The organism is Reyranella sp., from assembly GCF_965228225.1.
Lineage (GTDB): Bacteria > Pseudomonadota > Alphaproteobacteria > Reyranellales > Reyranellaceae > Reyranella.
Window position 1 is genome coordinate 4,202,075 of record NZ_OZ245801.1, and the last position, 17,372, is coordinate 4,219,446.

Consider the following 17,372-nt stretch of genomic DNA (forward strand, 5'->3'; position numbering starts at 1 on the left):
CGGGCGCCGGCGATGGCGTTCGACATCGACAACCACTCCCTGCTGGCGATCTTCCTGGCCAGCCTGGTGTTGATCGGCGGCGCCGGTGAAGCGGGCCACTGGCTCGGGGTACGGGCCGCCCGGCAGGGCGCGGCGGCGGTGTCGACGCTCGAGGGCGCGATCCTGGGCCTGCTGGCGCTGTTGATCGGGTTCACCTTCTCCATGGCCCTGTCGCGCTTCGAAGCCCGGCGCGACGGCGCCGTGAGCGAGGCCGCCGCGATCGGTACGACGGCGTTGCGCGCCCGCCTGCTGCCGGCGCCGCACGACCGCGAGTCCGTCACGCTGCTGCGCGAGTACGTCCAGATCCGCCTCGATCTCGCCCGCGGACCCATCGGCCGGGCAGAGTTCGACCGCGCGATCGCGCGGTCGAACCTGCTGCAGGAGGCGCTCTGGCGGCAGGCCCAGGCTGTGGCGGCGAAAGACAATGCGATGGTGCCGACGGGCCTGTTCATCCAGTCGTTGAACGAGATGATCGACGACCAGGAGAAGCGCCTGTCGGCGATGACCAACCGCCTGCCCCTCGTCGTCATCGTCGCTCTCTATGCCATGTGCGTCATGGGCATCGGCTTTGCCGGCTACGGCAGCGGCGTCGAATCGAAGCGGACGCGGGTGCCCGTCCACATCACCGGAATCCTCGTGGCGACGATGGTGCTGCTGATCCAGGACATCGACCGGCCGGGCAGCGGTTACATCACGGTGAGCCAGCAGCCGCTCGTCAACGCGGCGGCGGCGATCGACGCCTTCCCCGCCGGCCGGCCATGACACCGCCAGTGCCGCTGACGCGCGGCAGGCTGCGCACGCCACGCGCGGCCGCGGTCGCCGGCATCCTATTCTCCGGCCTGCTGATCGCGGCGTTCCTGCTGTTCCTGTCGGCGGTTCCGCGCGACTCGGCGGAGCACGGCACGTGGCTGGTCGCCGGGCTCGACCGGGTCGTGCTGGCGATCAACCTGATCCCGTTCGCCGGCGTCGCCTTCCTGTGGTTCATCGGCGTGGTGCGCGACCGCCTGGCCGAGGCGGAGGACCGCCTGTTCGCGACGGTCTTCCTGGGCAGCGGGCTGCTCTTCCTCGTCCTGATGTTCGTGGCCACCGCGGTGTTCGGGGCGATCGTCCTGGTCCATGCCGCCGATCCGGAGGCGCTGCGCGATTCGCCCGCCTTCGCCCTGGCACGGGCCTTCGCCTACACGCTGGTCAACGTCTACGCGATCCGGATGGCGGGCGTGTTCATGCTGATCACCTCGACGATCGCGCTGCGCACCGCCTTCATCGCGCGCTGGCTGGCGGCGCCCGGCTTCGCGTTGGGACTGTTCCTGCTGTTCGCCAGCCAATGGGTCGACTGGAGCTTCCTCGTCTTCCCGCTGTGGGCGCTCTTGATCAGCGTCTACCTGCTGGTCACCAGCCTGGCGCGGAAGGCCGCCAGCGCCAGGTAGAACAGGGCGAAGAGGTCGTGTCGGCCGTCGCGCCATGGATCATCTTGCGGCCTGCCGGCGGCACGGCCTACGCTCCGCTGGGCAGGTCCCGCAGCCTTCCAAATCCAAGAAACACGACGCCCATGATCCGTTCGCGCCTTACGATGGTTACCGCGTCCGTTGCCGCCGTTATCGCCAGTGCGGCGCCCTGTCTCGCACAACGGCCGGAGCCTGTGCGCATCGGTGGAACGGGCATAGATGCGACCGAAGTGACGATCGGCCAGTTCCGAGCCTTTGCCCGCGCCACGTCGTTACGAACGGCGGCCGAGCGCGAGGGGGGTGGTTTCGAATACACCGGCGGGTGGACGCGGCGGCAAGGCTGGACCTACGAGCGTCCGCAGGGCGAGCCCGGCCAGGACTCCGAACCCGCCGTGCACGTGACCTGGGCCGAGGCCGAGGCCTATTGCCGGCATGTCGGCGGCCGGCTGCCGACCCTCGCCGAATGGCGAAGCGCCGCCTACACCGAGCAGCGCGACCGGCCGACGGACGGGTACGTGCGGGGCCAGACCTACCAATATCCGGTGGGTGACGCTCCCGACGGCATGAACAACAACCGCAGGGCGCACGTCGCCGTCGCGACCACCAAACGCGGCGTCAACGGTCTCTACGACATGGGCGCCAACGTCTGGGAATGGCTGGCGGACCGGCGCGGCGACGAGGCCCTCACCGCCGGCGGATCCTGGTGGTATGGCCCCGCTCAGGCCCGCGCCGATGGCGCCCAGTGGAAGGCCGCGGGCTTCTACGCCCTCTATATAGGGTTTCGCTGCGCTTACGACGCTAAGGGTTGAGGACACCCCCCGGGAACCGCGCCCGGGCGCTCTCCGCTTCGATTGTTTCGTTTATTTCGTTTGTTTCGATTGCGCTGCGCGACGCACGGACACAGTATCGACGCCGATCGAGCGCCGGGCGTCCTCGACAGCCTCCTTGGGCTTCCTCTGCCGCTCAGCAATTTAATTGTCGTCCAGTCCGTGGTTTCGGCAACCCGGATATGCGACTCATCGGTCGTGTCGAAGTTGCGGCACCGAGGCTAGTCCGGCCCTCGGGAGGACCGACCGGATGAGGGAGAGGTTAGAGATGTTCTCGCATATTTTCGTCGGCGCTGACGACGTTGCTGTTTCGAAAAAATTCTACGACGCTGTGCTCGGAGCCATCGGTGTGCCGGAGGGGAAGATCGATCCCAAGGGCAGAGTCTTCTATCGCACGCCCACCGGCACCTTGGGACTGAGCAAGCCCATCGACGGGAATGCCGCCACCCATGCCAACGGCGGCACCATCGGCTTCGCCTGCGACAGCCCCGAAAAAGTGAAGGCCTTCCACGATGCCGGCGTCGCGAACGGTGGCAAGACCATCGAGGACCCGCCCGGCTGGCGCGAGGGCGGAGGGACCAGACTCTATCTGTGCTATCTGCGCGATCCATACGGCAACAAGATCTGCGCCTTGCACCGCGGCTAACCCGCTCGACAAGGACGGGCCATCAGCCGCAGCAGCCGTCCAGGACCATGCGGCTTGCGGCTGAGGGCCTCGCAACAGGATCGGTCGGCCTATTGAGCCGGCCGGTTACGAATTCGACGGCCTGAACACCGATAACGTGAGCCCGAATTTTCTGTCTCGGGCTTTGTCTACGGCACGCGGCCGCCAGCTTCTACGCCCGCCATATTGGGTTTCGCTGCGCTTACGATGCGAGGGTAGATGCCGCTCCCCGGAAGCGCGTCCAGAGCCTGTTCGTTTCAGTTGTTTCGTTTATTTCGATTGCGGCTGCCCGAAGACGTCGCCGGGGCGTCGGGTTATCCTGATTTCGGCGGCCTCTTGGCGAAAAGGGTGCGATGCGATCGCAGGGCCGCCGCGAGGCCTGCCTCGGTGAAGACGACCGATTTCGCGCGGCCCACCGGATTGGAGATGAGGCCCTTGCCATGCAGGCGGTCGAGCGCGTCCCAATCGAAAGTCTTCCAGGCGCGGCTCCCGTCATGCAGTCCCAGCACGAGCAGGGCGAGAACGACCTCGTCGATGCGATCGGGATCCAGTTCGTCGTCGTGTCCGGCGCCCCGAGGGTCGTCTTCCTGCCCCAGCGCGATCGCCGGATCGCCGGCCAGCCAACCCTTCGCCCCCGGCGCGGCTTCCCAGGCACCGGCAGCGGTATGGGCATAGGCGACGGCCTCGCTCTCGTCGCCCATGCCGGTGAATCGCGGCAAGGTCGGCGGAAGCGGCTTGGCGCCCAGCAGGTAGGCCGTCACGTGACGGTTGGCCTCGATGGCCCCGGCCAGCGCCCTGTTGGCGCGGGAGCTGTTTCCGCTCCGCCGGAATGCGAGAAGGGCTGCCGACCAGGCCCAGTGCGCCGAGGCATCCTCCTCGTAGCGTTCCAGTAGCACGTCGGCGTCTGCCTCGCGGCCGAGTTCGAGCAAGGCATCGATCAACAGGTAGCGGATGCCCTGGTTGTCGTTGGGATTGAGGCGCAGCATCTCCTGATAATGGGCGACAGCTTCGTCGCGATGACCGAGGCGCCAGAGGGCCATGGCCAGCGCGTGCCGCGCGCGCATGTACGGCCGGGTCCGGATCAAACCCCAGAACGAGCCGGCATCGTCCTGAAAGTCGATCTCGCCCAACGCCTCTGCGCCGACGGCGACGGCTCGCCGGTAGAGTTCGAGTGCCTCGCTGGCATCGGCCGTTTCCCGCGCGAGCACGAGATAGGCGTCCGAGCAGAGGGGCGACAGCGCCAGCGCCTCCCGCGCCAGCGCGATCCGCTCGTCGGCACGCGGCGCCTCCAGGGCCTCGAAGGCCTTTTGCTGGGCGAGGTCGAGGGCTTCGTCGCCGTCATCGTCCCCCTCCAGCATCCGCATGAACGAGGTCAGCAGTGCGTCCAGGTCGGACTCCGAAACCGGCAGAGCGCTGGCGGCTTTGGCTTTGGTCTTGGCCCGGCGGCCGGCGCCCTTTCGCTTCGTCTTCGCCGCTCGCGCCATGCCGCACCTCGCCGCATCCGATCTGCAGAGAGTATACGGGAACCGACGCTATTTTGAGGTAGAGAATGGCGGGCAGCGCCCGACGAAGATGAGCACTCTTTTCTTTCGGAATTCTTGGGGCTTCCCTTACACCGCAGTGGGGAGCGGGTCGGTTCCCTCGCTCAAGATGGCGAGATATCGCCGATAACTGAACACGCGCCCCCGTTTGCGTCCTGTGATTTCCTCGACGATGCCGAACCGTTCCAGATCGGCAAGCGCCGCGTTGACCGTGGGGGCGGACAGACCGGTCTTCTGAACAAGTTGATTGGCCGTCAGGAATGGGTTCTGCTGAAACAGATCATGAATTCGGAGCGCGGAGCCTGCCCGGTCGCTCTCTGTCGTAATCCGTTCGCGATCTTCCTTGAACAGATCGACGATCCGGGTAGCAGCCTCGAAGGCTTGATTGGCCGTATCCGCAATGCCGGTGAGGAAGAATTCGAGCCAGGCTTCCCATGCCCCGTGCTCGCGCACCTCCTGAAGCAGGCGATAATAGTCGGCGCGATGGGTTTTCAGGTAGAGGCTCATATAGAGGAGCGGCTTGCGCAGCACACCGTTGACGCAGAGATACAACGTCACCAGCAAGCGGCCGATCCTGCCATTGCCATCGAGAAACGGGTGGATGGTCTCAAATTGAACATGCAGCAGGCCGGCCTTGATGAGAGCGGGTAAACGCGAATCGCTCTCGTGCATGAAGCGCTCGAGCGCATCGAGACAACCATTCATCTCAGTCGGTGGTGGTGGCACGAATAGCGCGTTCCCTGGACGTGTGCCGCCGATCCAGTTCTGAGACCGCCGAAACTCGCCGAGATTTTTCGTGCCGCCACGGCCACTTTGCAGCAGCCTTTGGTGCATCTCGCGGATCAGGCGCAGCGACAACGGCAGGTCTTCCAGCCGCTCCAGCCCGTACATCATGGCATCGACGTAGTTCGAGACTTCGCGGATGTCGTCTATCGGCTGACCGGCCTGCGCTCCGGTCTCGAAGCGGAGCAGGTCCGAAAGCGTCGATTGCGTGCCCTCGATCTGGGATGAAAGGACCGCTTCCTTCCTCACATACATGTAGAGGAACAGCTCTTGGCCCGGGAGCAGGATGGTAATGCCATCCAGACGCCCCAAGGCACGTTCCGCCATACCGAGCCGTTCCAGAAGGACCAGCACGTCGATCGGCGGTTCCGGCGGCAATGGGGGCGGCACAAAGGCGCGCACGATTTCGCCTGCAACAGGGCTCTCCACAAAGCGGCCTAGCCGAGGGTTGGAGGCTGATTGGGACATGCCTCATTATGCGGGCACAACACTATTTAAACAAATAACTCTCGGCTTAAATAACGATCGAACTAAGGTAGGCGTACTTAACTAATCGGCGATGCCAGCATCGCAGGTACACGCAGCGGGTTCGCGACAGTATTCTTTCGCTTTACGTGGTGGAAACCCTGCCGACTGCGTTCGAAGAACATTCCGTCGCCGACAACACAGTCCATCAAGAGCATTCCATAGAAATCTTTCATGGCGCAGACGCCAAGACTTCAGGCTGAAGCGTAGACACCGTGGTGATTGACGGTGGTTATCCTACTTAGTGGCGATGCGGCGATCGGCGGTAATATCGCACGATGGAGCGCAATCGGCGGCAATGGCGGAGGGGGTGGGATTCGAACCCACGGTACGCTTGCACGCACAACAGTTTTCGAGACTGTCCTAATCGACCACTCTAGCACCCCTCCGGGCGCGCGGGTTTATAGGCGGGCGTCTTTGGGGGAGCAACAGCTTCCCGCGAGGAACAGCGGGGGCCGTGGGAAAAAAGCGCCCGAACGGCCCTCTCGGCGACGCAGGAGAAGGCCGAAGGGGCCTGACGCCCTGGAAACATTGACTTTCCGGTCTCCGGGACGTTCCGTGAGCCCTGCACCGGCCCGCCCGTCTCCGACATTGACTCAAGGGCCGGCGTGCGTATATTCCGCGCTTCTTCGGCGGGCCCTGCGGGTCCGCCGCGTTCTTTCGTGTTTTTCGGCAATTCTGGCCGGGGAACCTCAAGCCGGGTGTCATCATGATCGCCGTTATCCGCACGGGTGGTAAGCAATACACGGTCGCCGCCGACGACCAGCTCACGGTCGAGAAGATCGAGGGCGAGGCCGGCGCCAAGGTCGAATTCACCGACGTGCTGATGGTCGGCGAGAAGGTCGGCGCGCCGACCGTCGAGGGCGCCAAGGTGGTGGGCTCGATCGTCAAGCAGGCCCGCGGCGAGCACGTGATCATCTTCAAGAAGCGCCGTCGCCAGAATTCGCGGCGCAAGAACGGTCACCGTCAGGACCTGACGGTGGTCAAGATCGAACAGATCGTCGCCTGAGCAGAGCGACCGGAGTAGGACGATGGCACATAAAAAGGCAGGCGGCTCTTCGCGTAACGGCCGCGACTCGGACGGCAAGCGCCTCGGCGTGAAGCGCTTCGGCGGCCAGAAGGTCATCTCGGGCAACATCTTGGTCCGCCAGCGCGGCACCAAGATGAACCCGGGCGAGAATGTCGGCCTCGGCCGCGACCACACGCTGTTCGCCACCGCCGACGGCGTCGTGTCGTTCCGCACCCGCGCGGGCGGCAAGGTCGAAGTGAACGTGCTCCCGGCGCCGGCCCTGGCTGCCGAATAGAGCCGTTCATCCCATTGGATTTTGAAGGGGGAGCGGCTCGCCGTTCCCCCTTTTCGTTTGTGGACCCCATCTCATGAAGTTCCTCGACCAGGCCAAGATCTACGTCCGCTCCGGCAACGGCGGCGCCGGATGCGCGGGCTTTCGCCGTGAGAAGTTCATCGAGTTCGGCGGTCCGGACGGCGGCGACGGCGGCCGCGGCGGCGACGTGATCGCCGAATGCGTCGACGGACTCAACACGCTGATCGACTATCGCTACGCCCAGCACTTCAAGGCCGAGACCGGCCATCACGGCATGGGCAGCCAGCGCACCGGCGGCGCCGGCAAGGACATCGTGCTGCGCCTGCCGCGCGGCACGCAGATCTTCGCCGAGGACAACGAGACCCTGTTGGCCGACATGACCGAGATCGGCCAGAAGGTGGTCATCGCCAAGGGCGGCGACGGCGGCTACGGCAACCTGCACTACAAGACCTCGACCAATCGTGCGCCGCGCCGCGCCGATGCCGGCTGGCCGGGCGTGGAGCTCGCGCTGTGGCTGCGCCTCAAGCTGATCGCCGACATCGGCCTGGTCGGGCTGCCCAACGCCGGCAAGTCGACGTTTCTCTCCACCAATACCAATGCGCGGCCCAAGATCGCCGACTATCCGTTCACGACGCTGCATCCCGGCCTCGGCGTGGTGAAGGTGGGCGACGGCTCCGACGCGCGCGAGTTCGTGATGGCCGACATTCCCGGCCTCATCGAGGGTGCCCATGAAGGCGCCGGCCTCGGCACGCGCTTCCTGGGCCATGTCGAGCGCTGCCGCGCGCTGCTCCATCTGGTCGACGGCACGCAGGACGACGTCGCCGCCGCCTATCGCACCGTGCGGACCGAGCTCAAGGCCTATGGCGGCAACCTGGCGCGCAAGAAGGAAATCGTGGCGCTGAACAAGACCGACGCCATGACGCAAGAAGACATCGAGGCCAAGCGCGCCCAGCTCGCCAAGGTCAGCCGCAAGACCGTGCACGTCATCTCCGCGGTCTCCCGCCAGGGCGTGACGCCGCTGCTGCACGAGCTGATGAAGCTGGTCGACAAGCAGCGCTCGCCCTCCCGGGACGCGGCATGACACCGCTCGCCGGCGCGCGGCGGCTGGTCGTCAAGATCGGCTCCTCGATCCTGGTCGACGAGACGAAGGGCGAGGTCCGGCGCGACTGGCTCGAGGCGCTGACCAGCGACGTCGCGCGGCTGCACAAAGGCGGCTGCGAGGTCGTGCTGGTTTCGTCCGGCGCCATCCGGCTGGGTCGCACGCATCTCAAGCTCGCCGCTGGCCCGCTGCGTCTCGAGGAGAGCCAGGCCGCCGCCGCCACCGGACAGATCCGCCTCGCCCAGGCCTATCAGGAGGCGCTGGCGCGGCACGGCATCACCGTCGCGCAGATCCTGCTGACCCTGAACGATTCCGAGGAGCGCCGCCGCTATCTCAATGCGCGGCAGACCATGGCGACCCTGCTGGGGCTGGGCGCCATCCCGGTGATCAACGAGAACGACACGGTCGCCACCGACGAGATCCGCTTCGGCGACAACGATCGCCTGGGCGCACGCGTCGCCGAGATGATCTCGGCCGACACGCTGGTGCTGCTGTCCGACATCGACGGTCTCTATACCGGCGACCCGCGCAGCGACGCCTCGGCGACCTTCATTCCCGAAATCCGCGAGATCACGCCGGAGATCGAGGCGATGGCCGGCGTCGCCGCCTCCGAACTGTCGAACGGCGGCATGGTGACCAAGCTGATGGCCGGCCGCATCGCCATGGCCGCGGGCTGCCGCATGGCCATCGCCGACGGCCGCAAGGTGGGCGCGCTGGGCGCGCTGATCGACGGCACCGCGCGCTGCAGCTGGTTCCTGCCCGAGGGCTCGCCTTTGTCGGCGCGCAAGAAGTGGATCAAGGGTTCGCTCAAGCCCGCCGGCACGCTGATCGTGGACGACGGCGCGGTGCGCGCGCTGTCGACCGGCAAGAGCCTGCTGCCGGCCGGCGTGACCGCCGTGGCGGGCGAATTCCGCCGCGGCGACGTGGTCGACGTGAAGGATCGCGGCGGCCGGGTGCTGGCGCGCGGCCTGGTCGCCTATGCCGCCGAGGATGCGCGCCGAATCGCCGGCCGCAAGAGCGTCGAGATCGAACACTTGCTGGGTTTCCGCGGCCGCGACGAGATCGTCCATCGCGACGACCTCGTGGTCGAGTGAAGCGACGGAGCACGCCATGAACGTCCAGACCAAGCCCGCCGCCGAAGACGTCGTTTCCATCGTCGCCGACCTCGGCCGCCGCGCCAAGGCCGCCGCCGCGTCGCTCCGCACCGCCTCGACCACGGCCAAGAACGCAGCACTCCTGGAAGCCGCGCGTTTGATCCGCGCCGAGAAGGACGCAATCCTGGCCGCCAATGCGCGCGACATCGAAGCGGCAAAGGCGGCCGGCATGACCAGCGCGCTGCAGGACCGGCTGCTGCTGAACGAGACGCGCATCGAGGCGATGGCCAAGGGCCTCGACGACATCGCCGCCCTGCCCGATCCGGTCGGCGCGATCATCGAGGAATGGCGGCGGCCCAACGGGCTGGCGCTCAGCCGCGTGCGGGTGCCCATCGGCATCATCGGCGTGATCTACGAGGCGCGGCCCAACGTGACGGCCGATGCCGGCGCGCTGTGCATCAAGTCGGGCAACGTGGTGGTGCTGCGCGGCGGTTCCGACAGTTTCCATTCCTCGCGCACCATCGTCGAGCTGCTGCGCCGCGCGCTGGCCGGCGCCGGCCTGCCCGAGGATTGCGTGGCCCTGGTACCGACCACCGACCGCGCCGCGGTGGGCGAGATGCTGCGCGCCATGGATTGGCTCGACCTGATCGTGCCGCGCGGCGGACGCTCGCTGATCGACCGCGTGACGCAGGAAAGCCGTGTGCCGGTGCTGCGCCACTATGACGGCATCTGCCACGTCTATGTCGACCGCGATGCCGACATCGCGATGGCGCGCGACCTCGTGGCCAACGCCAAGATGCGCCGGGTCAGCGTCTGCGGCGCCGCCGAGACGCTGCTGATCGACCGCGCCGCGCTCGAAACGCACCTGAAGCCGGTGCTCGAGAAGCTGCACGAGCTCGGCTGCGAAGTGCGTGGCGACGACGAGGTGCGCGCGCGCGATCCGCAAGCCGTTGCCGCCACCGAGAAGGACTGGCGCACGGAATATCTCGAACCCATCATTTCGGTCGCCACGGTGGACGGCGTCGCGGGTGCGATCGAGCACATCGCGCGGTATGGCAGCCAGCACACCGAATCGATCGTCACCGACAACGAGGCGACGGCGCTGCGTTTCCTGGGCGAGGTCGACAGCGCCATCGTGATGCACAATGCCAGCACCCAGTTCGCCGACGGGGGCGAATTCGGCCTGGGCGCCGAGATCGGCATCTCGACCAACCGCATGCATGCGCGCGGCCCCGTCGGCCTGGTCGAGCTGACCACCTACAAGAACATCGTCCGCGGCAAGGGCACGCTGCGCCCGTGAGCAGATCGTCGTGAGCCTGCACCCCATGCCGGGCGTGTCGCGCGCCACGACCCGGCGCATCGGCCTGCTGGGCGGCTCCTTCAATCCCGCGCATGCCGGCCACCTGCATATCAGCCTGGAAGCCCTGAAACGCCTCGGCCTCGACGAGGTGTGGTGGCTGGTGTCGCCGCAGAACCCGCTGAAGAGCGGCGACGGCATGGAGCCGCTGCCCACCCGCGTGGCCCGCGCCCGCCGCATCGCCCGCCATCCGCACATCCGCGTCGAGGCGCCCGAGCTGGTGCTCGGCACGCGCTATACGCTCGACACGGTGCTGGCGCTGAAGCGCGTCTACCGGCATGCGAAGTTCGTGTGGCTGATGGGCGCCGACATCCTGCCCCAGCTGGTCGACTGGGCGGGCTGGCGCGATCTGTTCGCCGCCGTGCCGATCGCCGCCTTCGCGAGGCCCGGCTGGGGCTACACGGCGCTGGCCGCCCCGGCGCCGCGCACCTTCGAGCGATTCCGCCTGCAAGCCACCGAGGCCCGCCGGCTGGCCTCTTGCGAGCCGCCGGCCTGGTGCTTTATCCCGAGCAGGTTGGATGAACATTCCGCAACGGCCATCCGCGCCGGGCGGCCACCACGGACCAGATCGAAAGGAAAGACCATCCCCGCCCAGACCCGCACGCTTCCCGATCGAAGCAAAGACTCCGACGCGCTCCTCGAGCTGGTGCGCCAGTCGCTCGACGACAACAAGGCCGAGGACGTCGTCGTCATCGACCTCAAGGGCAAATCGGCCTTCGCCGACTACATGGTGATCGCCTCCGGCCGCTCGACCCGCCAGGTCGTGGCCATCGCCGAGATCCTCGCCGACAAGCTCAAGCAAAGCGGGCGCGGCTACATTCCCGTCGAAGGCAAGCAGACCGGCGACTGGGTGCTGGTCGACGCCGGCGACGTGATCGTCCACGTCTTCCGCCCCGAGGCGCGCACCTTCTACGCGCTGGAAAAGATGTGGGCGCTCGAGGACGAGGCCGCCGCCAAGCCGGTCAAGAAGGCCGCGGTCAAGAAGGCTGTCGTCAAGAAAGCCGTCGTCAAGAAGGCGGCCGCCAAGCCCGCAGCCCGACGCAAGCGCGCGCCCTAGCTCTGGCCGCGTGAGCGCCGCTTGAAGATCACGATCGCCGCCATCGGCCTTTCCGACAATACCCTCACCCTGAGGAGCGGTCCGCAGGGCCGCGTCTCGAAGGGTGGGCACGAGCACCACGCCTGTTTCCCATCCTTCGAGACGGCCGCTGCGCGGCCTCCTCAGGATGAGGAAGGTGGGTCAACTCGACGCGGAAAGCCTCCGGTTTGAAGATCACGATCGCCGCCATCGGCCGCGCCTCGCGCGGACCGGAGCGGGAGCTCTACGACCACTATGCCGGCCGCATCCGCTGGCCGCTCGTGCTGCGCGAGTTCGAGGAGAAGCGGAAGCTGCCCGCGCCCCAGCTCATGCAACGCGAGGGCGAGCTGCTGCTCGAAGCCGCACCCGCCGGCGCGACCCTGGTGATGCTGGACCGCCGCGGCAAGGTGCTGGACAGCGAGGCTTTCGCGGCCCGCCTGGGAGGATGGCGCGACACCTCGGTGTCGGACGTGGTCTTCCTGATCGGCGGCGCCGACGGGCATACCGAGGCGATGCTGAAGAAAGCCACGCTCATCCTGTCATTTGGCGCCATGACCTGGCCCCATCTGCTGGCCCGCGGGATGCTGGCCGAACAGATCTACCGCGCCCAGCAACTTCTCGCCGGCCATCCGTATCATCGCGCCTGAAAAGGCGATTTTGCCTCTGTTCTGACGAAAAACCGGGGCTACATTGGCTCCATGCACCCAGTCTCCCGGTGGCTCCTGGCCACTTCGTCCGCCCTCCTCCTGGCAGCCGCTTCGAGCGCCGCGATGGCCCAGTCCACGGCCCCGGCCACGCCCGTCGAAAAGCCGGCGGCGAAGCCCGTGCGCAGCATTCCCTACGTGTCGATCACCGGCGAGGACGGGAAGCAGCGCCACTACGAGACCAACGCCATTCCGCTGCTCTTCCATCGCGCCTGCTTCGGCTGGCGGATGTATCTGGGCGGCCCCAACCGGGTCGTGTCGCTGAAGGAGGTGCTCACGACCTCGCAGCCGGCCGAACAGGTGATCGCGGGCCCCGAGACCGAGGTCAGCGCCGACAAGACCAAGGCCACGACCCGTATGCTCGAGACGGTTCAGGACGGCGTGCTGCAGCGCTCCTGGTGCATCATTCCGGGCGATCCGGCCGGCACCTATACCTATGACGTCAGCATCGACGGCGAGCCGCGCGGCGAGTTCGTGTTCTGCGCCATCGAGGTCCCGGACCAGAATCCCAACACCGATCCGCGCGAGTTGAGCTGTCCCAACAAGTTCAACGCCGTCGAGCGCGCCCAGCCTCAGATCCGGAAGGCCTCGTAATGGCGTCTCCTCCTCCGCGCCCCGTCCTGCTCTGCATCCTCGACGGCTGGGGTCATCGCACCGATCCGCTGAACAATGCCATCCTTGATGCCCGCACGCCGAACTACGACCGGCTGGTGGCGACCTGCCCGCAGGGGCTGATCGACGCCTCCGAAAGTTTCGTCGGCCTGCCCAAGGGCCAGATGGGCAATTCCGAGGTCGGGCACATGAATCTCGGCGCCGGCCGGGTCGCCGTGCCGGACCTGCCGCGCATCGACAATGCGATCGAGGACGGCACCCTCGCCAGGAGCCCGATTCTCGCCGAGACGATCGCCCGGCTGAAGCAGAGCGGCGCGGCCCTGCACCTGATGGGCCTCGCCTCACCGGGCGGCGTGCATGCCCATCAGGACCATCTGGTCTTCCTCGCCAACCTGGTCGCAGGCCAGGGCGTGCCGGTGTGGATCCATGCCTTCCTCGACGGGCGAGACATGCCGCCGCGCAGCGCGCTGGAATGCCTCGATCATATCCAGGCGGGCCTGAAGCCCGGCCTGCCGATCCGCTTCGCCACCGTGATCGGCCGCTTCTATGCCATGGATCGCGACAAGCGCTGGGAGCGTGTGACGGTGGCCTACGACGCGATGGTCGACGCGAAGGGTGAGCGCGCGTCGACGGCCCGGGATGCCGTCGACAGGGCCTATGCCGCCAAGCTCGACGACGAATTCGTGCTGCCGACGGCGATCGACGGCTACACCGGCATGAAGGACGGCGACGGCCTCCTGATGTTCAATTACCGCTCCGACCGCGCGCGCGAGATCCTGACCGCGCTGCTCGATCCGCGGTTCGACGGCTTCAACCGCAACCGCATCGTCGCCTTCGCCGAGACGGTCGGCATGGTCGAGTATTCGGCCGCGCTCAACCCGTTCCTGAAGACGCTGTTCCCGCCCGAGATCATCAGGATGGGCCTCGGCGAGACGGTGTCGCGCGCCGGGCTGAAGCAGCTGCGCATCGCCGAGACCGAGAAGTACGCGCACGTCACGTTCTTCTTCAACGGCGGCGAGGAGCGCGTGTTCGAGGGCGAGGAGCGCATCCTCGTGCCGTCGCCCAAGGTGAAGACCTACGACATGAAGCCGGAGATGAGCGCGCCGGAAGTGACCGACAAGCTCGTCGAGGCGATCGGCTCGGGCAAGTTCGACCTGATCGTCGTCAACTATGCCAATACCGACATGGTGGGCCATACCGGCGACCTCGGCGCGGCCACCCGGGCCGTCGAGGCGGTCGATGGCTGCCTCGGCCGACTCATGCCGGCCATCCAGGCGGCTGGCGGCGTCATGTTCGTCACCGCCGACCACGGCAATGCCGAGCAGATGTACGACGAGCACTCGCATCAGAAACACACCCAGCACACGTTGAATCGCGTGCCGGCGCTGCTGTTCAACGGCCCGGCCACGGTCCATTCTCTGTCGGACGGGAAGCTGGCGGACGTGGCGCCCACGATGCTGGCGCTGATGGGCGTCCCGCAACCTGCGGAAATGACCGGCAGGTCGCTGCTGTCGACCGCCTCGCGGCCGGCCATTCTCACCGTCCCGCATCCAGCGGCCGCGGCCTCTGCCTGATTTGTGAAGCGGCGCCGGACCCCGGCGCCTTGATCCTGCCAAAGACGCCCCTGTATCCTCCCACCCACGCTGAAACACCGGATTGCCGGCCCTCAAGGCCCCTGGCGACTCCCTCCTGAAGGCACCCAAATGACCTTTCTGCGCTTCGCATCCCTCGCCACGGCCGTGGCTTTCCTGGCCACACCCGCCCTCGCGCAGACCAAGGCCGATCCGAAGGCCGCCGGTGGCGACAAGAGCGAGCTCTACCAGCAGCTCAACCTGTTCGGCGACGTGCTCGAGCGCATCCGCCGCGACTATGTCGAGCCGGTCGAGGAGAAGCAGCTCATCGAGAATGCCATCAACGGCATGCTGAGCGCGCTCGACCCGCATTCGAGCTACATGAACCCCAAGTCGTACAAGGACATGCAGGTCCAGACGAAGGGTGAGTTCGGCGGCCTCGGCATCGAGGTCACGATGGAGAATGGCGTCATCAAGGTCGTGTCGCCGATCGACGATACGCCGGCTTCCAAGGCCGGCATCCTGCCGGGCGACCTGATCTTCGCGCTGGACGGCGAGCCGGTGCAGGGCCTCACCCTGCAGGAAGCCGTCGAGAAGATGCGGGGCAAGGTCGGCGCGCCGATCAAGGTCTCGATCCGCCGCGGCACCAAGGATCCGTTCGACGTCACCCTGACTCGCGAGACCATCAAGGTGAAGCCGGTCAAGTTCCGCCTCGAGGGCGGCGACATCGGCTACATCCGCGTCACCTCCTTCACCGAGCAGACCACGCCGGGCGTCCTCGACGCCGTCGAGAAGCTCAAGAAGGAAGCCGGCAACAAGCTCAAGGGCTACATCATCGACCTGCGCAACAACCCGGGCGGCCTGCTCGACCAGGCGATCGCGATGTCGGACGCCTTCCTCGACAAGGGCGAGATCGTCTCGGTCAAGGCGCGCAAGAACGACGAGGTCCAGCGCTGGAACGCCAAGCCGGGCGACGTCGCCAACGGGCTGCCCATCGTGGTCCTGATGAACGGCGGTTCGGCCTCGGCCTCGGAAATCGTGGCCGGTGCGCTGCAGGACCATCGCCGGGCGATCGTTCTCGGCACCCGGTCCTTCGGCAAGGGCTCGGTCCAGACCATCATGCAGGTGACGGGCGGCGGCGCGATCCGCCTGACCACGGCGCTTTACTTCACGCCGTCGGGCCGCTCGATCCAGAAGGAAGGCATCAAGCCGGACATCGAGGTCGAGCCCGCGAAGATCGAGAACATCCAGCAGCGCTCCAGCTTCCGCGAGGAGAACCTGCGCCGCTCGATCACCAACCCGAACGAGAAGCCCGTGGCCCCGCCGCCGCCGGTCAAGCCCGCCGACGACAAGCCGGAGGCCGGCAAGCCGGGCGACAAGACCGACGACAAGGCAGCCGGCCAGACCCCGCAGGCGGCCCCGCCGGTCGATCCGGACGAGCCGCCGAAGGAGCAGGCGGCCGACTACCAGCTGCTGCGCGCGGCCGACCTGATCCGCGGCATCTCGCTCTACAGCAACAAGGCCAACTGAGCGGCCTGCGAGGATGACGGCGTGGCCATGCCCGGCGAACCCTCCAGCCGGCGCGTCGCCCTGGTCGCGAAGCCGCGGCCGGACCGGCGTGGCCTCGTTGCCGCCTACCTGCTTGTCCTCGGCCTGATCGCGGGTACCGCCGGCGTGGCCTTCGGCGATCTCCGGGGGGCCGCCCCCCAGATCGTCGACAGCGCCGTGGCGGCTTCACCGCCGCCGCCGGCCGTCGAGACGCTCCCCGCAACGGAACCGGAACCGGCGGCAGCGACCCTCCAGTCGCTGTCCCTGCCCCGCCGCACCGGCCCCGCGGGCTTCCGCACGCCGTCGCCCGAAGACGTCGCGGGACTGATCGAGACGACCGACGACGGCCTGCGCCTGCCGCGCATCTCGCCGTCCGGCTGGATGCCGTGGATGGCCTATGCACGGCGCTTCGACCAGGCGGGTGCCCCGGCGCGCCTCGGCCTGCTGGTGATCAATGTCGGGGTCAACGAGGCCACGATGCGCCGCGCGATCGACGATCTCCCGGCCGAGGTCAGCCTCGCCTTCGTGCCCAGCACGCCCGACCTGCCGCGCTGGCTCGCGCAGGCGCGCGCCTCGGGGCACGAAACCTATCTGATGATGCCGACGGACGATCCCGCCGTCGCCGAGCGCGGCATCCGGCCGATCGAGGTCACGGTCGATGCCGCGGAGAACGTGCGCCGCCTGCGCGCCACCCTGGCGCGCGGCGAAGGCTATGTCGGCCTCGTCATCCCGGCCGCCGACCGCGCCGCCCAGTCGGAGGCGGTGATGCGGCCGGTGATCGCGGAAATCGCCGCGCGCGGGCTGGCGCTGATCGAGATCAATCCCGCGCCGGGCGTGACGCCGATCCAGCGGCTCACCGCAGAACTGGGCGTCGGCTACGCGCGCAGCTCCGACGTGCTCGACTACAAGCTCGCGGGCGACGGGGTGGGCGGCAACATCGACCGGCTGGCCGCCTGGGTCGCCGAAACGGCGCCCGACCGGCCGCCCCGCCATGCCTTCGGCGTCATGCAGCCGGAGGACGAGGCGATCACCGCCATCGCCGCCTGGTTCAGGGGCCAACAGGGCACGACCGCGCTCTCCTTCGTGCCCATCATCGGACATTTCGAATGCCGCGACGCCTGCATGGCCCGCCTGCGCGCCCAGCCCGCGCAGCTCCGCCCCTGACG

Annotated in this window: 16 protein-coding genes, 1 tRNA gene and 2 pseudogenes; 15 read left to right on the plus strand and 4 right to left on the minus strand. The window is 67.4% G+C overall.

Annotated features, from left to right (window positions below; all coding sequences use genetic code 11):
- Nucleotides 1–12: 12 nt before the first annotated feature.
- From ACO07K_RS20415 to ACO07K_RS20430, 4 genes are all read left to right on the plus strand, one after another.
- A complete protein-coding gene (locus ACO07K_RS20415; RefSeq protein WP_422031053.1) occupies nt 13–801 on the plus strand; it encodes a hypothetical protein in 789 nt (262 codons plus the stop codon).
- Nucleotides 798–1,466: a hypothetical protein gene (locus ACO07K_RS20420; RefSeq protein WP_422031055.1), complete on the plus strand. Its 669-nt coding sequence runs from the start codon at nt 798–800 to the stop codon at nt 1,464–1,466. Before ACO07K_RS20415 ends, ACO07K_RS20420 begins: the two co-directional genes overlap by 4 nt.
- 212 nt (nt 1,467–1,678) lie before the next feature.
- On the plus strand, nt 1,679–2,293 hold the full coding sequence (locus ACO07K_RS20425; protein WP_422031057.1) for a formylglycine-generating enzyme family protein: 615 nt from the start codon (nt 1,679–1,681) through the stop codon (nt 2,291–2,293).
- Between the two features lie 286 nt (nt 2,294–2,579).
- Complete coding sequence (locus ACO07K_RS20430; protein ID WP_422031059.1) at nt 2,580–2,957, plus strand: VOC family protein; 378 nt, start codon at nt 2,580–2,582, stop codon at nt 2,955–2,957.
- A 332-nt stretch (nt 2,958–3,289) separates the two neighbouring features.
- On the opposite strand, the gene ACO07K_RS20435 is transcribed toward ACO07K_RS20430, so the two are convergent.
- From ACO07K_RS20435 to ACO07K_RS20450, 4 genes and pseudogenes are all read right to left on the minus strand, one after another.
- Nucleotides 3,290–3,571 (minus strand): DUF6429 family protein, encoded by a 282-nt coding sequence (locus tag ACO07K_RS20435; RefSeq protein WP_422036686.1) that lies wholly within the window; start codon nt 3,569–3,571, stop codon nt 3,290–3,292.
- Between the two features lie 45 nt (nt 3,572–3,616).
- Nucleotides 3,617–4,459: pseudogene (locus ACO07K_RS20440) on the minus strand (tetratricopeptide repeat protein); the annotation flags it as partial.
- A gap of 126 nt (nt 4,460–4,585) precedes the next feature.
- The gene (locus ACO07K_RS20445; RefSeq protein ID WP_422031061.1) at nt 4,586–5,767 is read right to left on the minus strand and encodes a Fic family protein; all 1,182 of its coding nucleotides are present in this window, start codon (nt 5,765–5,767) and stop codon (nt 4,586–4,588) included.
- A 356-nt stretch (nt 5,768–6,123) separates the two neighbouring features.
- Nucleotides 6,124–6,213, minus strand: a tRNA-Ser gene (locus tag ACO07K_RS20450).
- Between the two features lie 320 nt (nt 6,214–6,533).
- Between ACO07K_RS20450 and rplU the strand changes: the two are divergent.
- The 11 genes and pseudogenes from rplU to ACO07K_RS20505 form a co-directional block, all read left to right on the plus strand.
- Nucleotides 6,534–6,827 (plus strand): annotated as a pseudogene (gene rplU / locus ACO07K_RS20455) (50S ribosomal protein L21); the annotation flags it as partial.
- A gap of 28 nt (nt 6,828–6,855) precedes the next feature.
- On the plus strand, nt 6,856–7,128 hold the full coding sequence (gene rpmA / locus ACO07K_RS20460; RefSeq protein WP_422031063.1) for a bL27 family ribosomal protein: 273 nt from the start codon (nt 6,856–6,858) through the stop codon (nt 7,126–7,128).
- A 73-nt stretch (nt 7,129–7,201) separates the two neighbouring features.
- Complete coding sequence (gene obgE, locus ACO07K_RS20465) at nt 7,202–8,227, plus strand: GTPase ObgE (RefSeq protein WP_422031065.1); 1,026 nt, start codon at nt 7,202–7,204, stop codon at nt 8,225–8,227.
- On the plus strand, nt 8,224–9,339 hold the full coding sequence (gene proB / locus ACO07K_RS20470; RefSeq protein WP_422031067.1) for a glutamate 5-kinase: 1,116 nt from the start codon (nt 8,224–8,226) through the stop codon (nt 9,337–9,339). The genes obgE and proB overlap by 4 nt, the downstream gene beginning before the upstream one ends.
- Nucleotides 9,340–9,355: 16 nt before the next feature.
- The gene (locus ACO07K_RS20475; RefSeq protein WP_422031069.1) at nt 9,356–10,639 is read left to right on the plus strand and encodes a glutamate-5-semialdehyde dehydrogenase; all 1,284 of its coding nucleotides are present in this window, start codon (nt 9,356–9,358) and stop codon (nt 10,637–10,639) included.
- A 10-nt stretch (nt 10,640–10,649) separates the two neighbouring features.
- A complete protein-coding gene (locus ACO07K_RS20480) occupies nt 10,650–11,753 on the plus strand; it encodes a nicotinate-nucleotide adenylyltransferase (protein ID WP_422031071.1) in 1,104 nt (367 codons plus the stop codon).
- A 206-nt stretch (nt 11,754–11,959) separates the two neighbouring features.
- Nucleotides 11,960–12,418 carry a 23S rRNA (pseudouridine(1915)-N(3))-methyltransferase RlmH gene (gene rlmH / locus ACO07K_RS20485; protein WP_422031073.1) on the plus strand — a complete coding sequence of 153 codons (459 nt, stop codon included), beginning with the start codon at nt 11,960–11,962 and terminating at the stop codon, nt 12,416–12,418.
- A gap of 123 nt (nt 12,419–12,541) precedes the next feature.
- Complete coding sequence (locus tag ACO07K_RS20490; protein WP_422010591.1) at nt 12,542–13,069, plus strand: hypothetical protein; 528 nt, start codon at nt 12,542–12,544, stop codon at nt 13,067–13,069.
- A complete protein-coding gene (gene gpmI / locus ACO07K_RS20495) occupies nt 13,069–14,661 on the plus strand; it encodes a 2,3-bisphosphoglycerate-independent phosphoglycerate mutase (protein ID WP_422031075.1) in 1,593 nt (530 codons plus the stop codon). The genes ACO07K_RS20490 and gpmI overlap by 1 nt, the downstream gene beginning before the upstream one ends.
- 129 nt (nt 14,662–14,790) lie before the next feature.
- Nucleotides 14,791–16,188: a S41 family peptidase gene (locus ACO07K_RS20500; RefSeq protein ID WP_422031077.1), complete on the plus strand. Its 1,398-nt coding sequence runs from the start codon at nt 14,791–14,793 to the stop codon at nt 16,186–16,188.
- 27 nt (nt 16,189–16,215) lie between these two features.
- A complete protein-coding gene (locus ACO07K_RS20505) occupies nt 16,216–17,370 on the plus strand; it encodes a divergent polysaccharide deacetylase family protein (RefSeq protein WP_422031079.1) in 1,155 nt (384 codons plus the stop codon).
- The last annotated feature ends 2 nt before the right edge of the window (nt 17,371–17,372 follow it).

What these genes read in the sequence shown, in the direction of transcription:
- gpmI (WP_422031075.1), top strand. Translation starts at nt 13,069, where the DNA reads ATGGCGTCTCCTCCTCCGCGCCCCGTCCTGCTCTGCATCCTCGACGGC.
- ACO07K_RS20430 (WP_422031059.1), top strand. Translation starts at nt 2,580, where the DNA reads ATGTTCTCGCATATTTTCGTCGGCGCTGACGACGTTGCTGTTTCGAAA.
- ACO07K_RS20475 (WP_422031069.1), top strand. Translation starts at nt 9,356, where the DNA reads ATGAACGTCCAGACCAAGCCCGCCGCCGAAGACGTCGTTTCCATCGTC.
- ACO07K_RS20490 (WP_422010591.1), top strand. Translation starts at nt 12,542, where the DNA reads ATGGCCCAGTCCACGGCCCCGGCCACGCCCGTCGAAAAGCCGGCGGCG.
- ACO07K_RS20505 (WP_422031079.1), top strand. Translation starts at nt 16,216, where the DNA reads ATGCCCGGCGAACCCTCCAGCCGGCGCGTCGCCCTGGTCGCGAAGCCG.
- rpmA (WP_422031063.1), top strand. Translation starts at nt 6,856, where the DNA reads ATGGCACATAAAAAGGCAGGCGGCTCTTCGCGTAACGGCCGCGACTCG.
- ACO07K_RS20445 (WP_422031061.1), bottom strand. Translation starts at nt 5,767, where the DNA reads ATGTCCCAATCAGCCTCCAACCCTCGGCTAGGCCGCTTTGTGGAGAGC.
- proB (WP_422031067.1), top strand. Translation starts at nt 8,224, where the DNA reads ATGACACCGCTCGCCGGCGCGCGGCGGCTGGTCGTCAAGATCGGCTCC.
- ACO07K_RS20415 (WP_422031053.1), top strand. Translation starts at nt 13, where the DNA reads ATGGCGTTCGACATCGACAACCACTCCCTGCTGGCGATCTTCCTGGCC.
- obgE (WP_422031065.1), top strand. Translation starts at nt 7,202, where the DNA reads ATGAAGTTCCTCGACCAGGCCAAGATCTACGTCCGCTCCGGCAACGGC.
- ACO07K_RS20420 (WP_422031055.1), top strand. Translation starts at nt 798, where the DNA reads ATGACACCGCCAGTGCCGCTGACGCGCGGCAGGCTGCGCACGCCACGC.
- ACO07K_RS20500 (WP_422031077.1), top strand. Translation starts at nt 14,791, where the DNA reads ATGACCTTTCTGCGCTTCGCATCCCTCGCCACGGCCGTGGCTTTCCTG.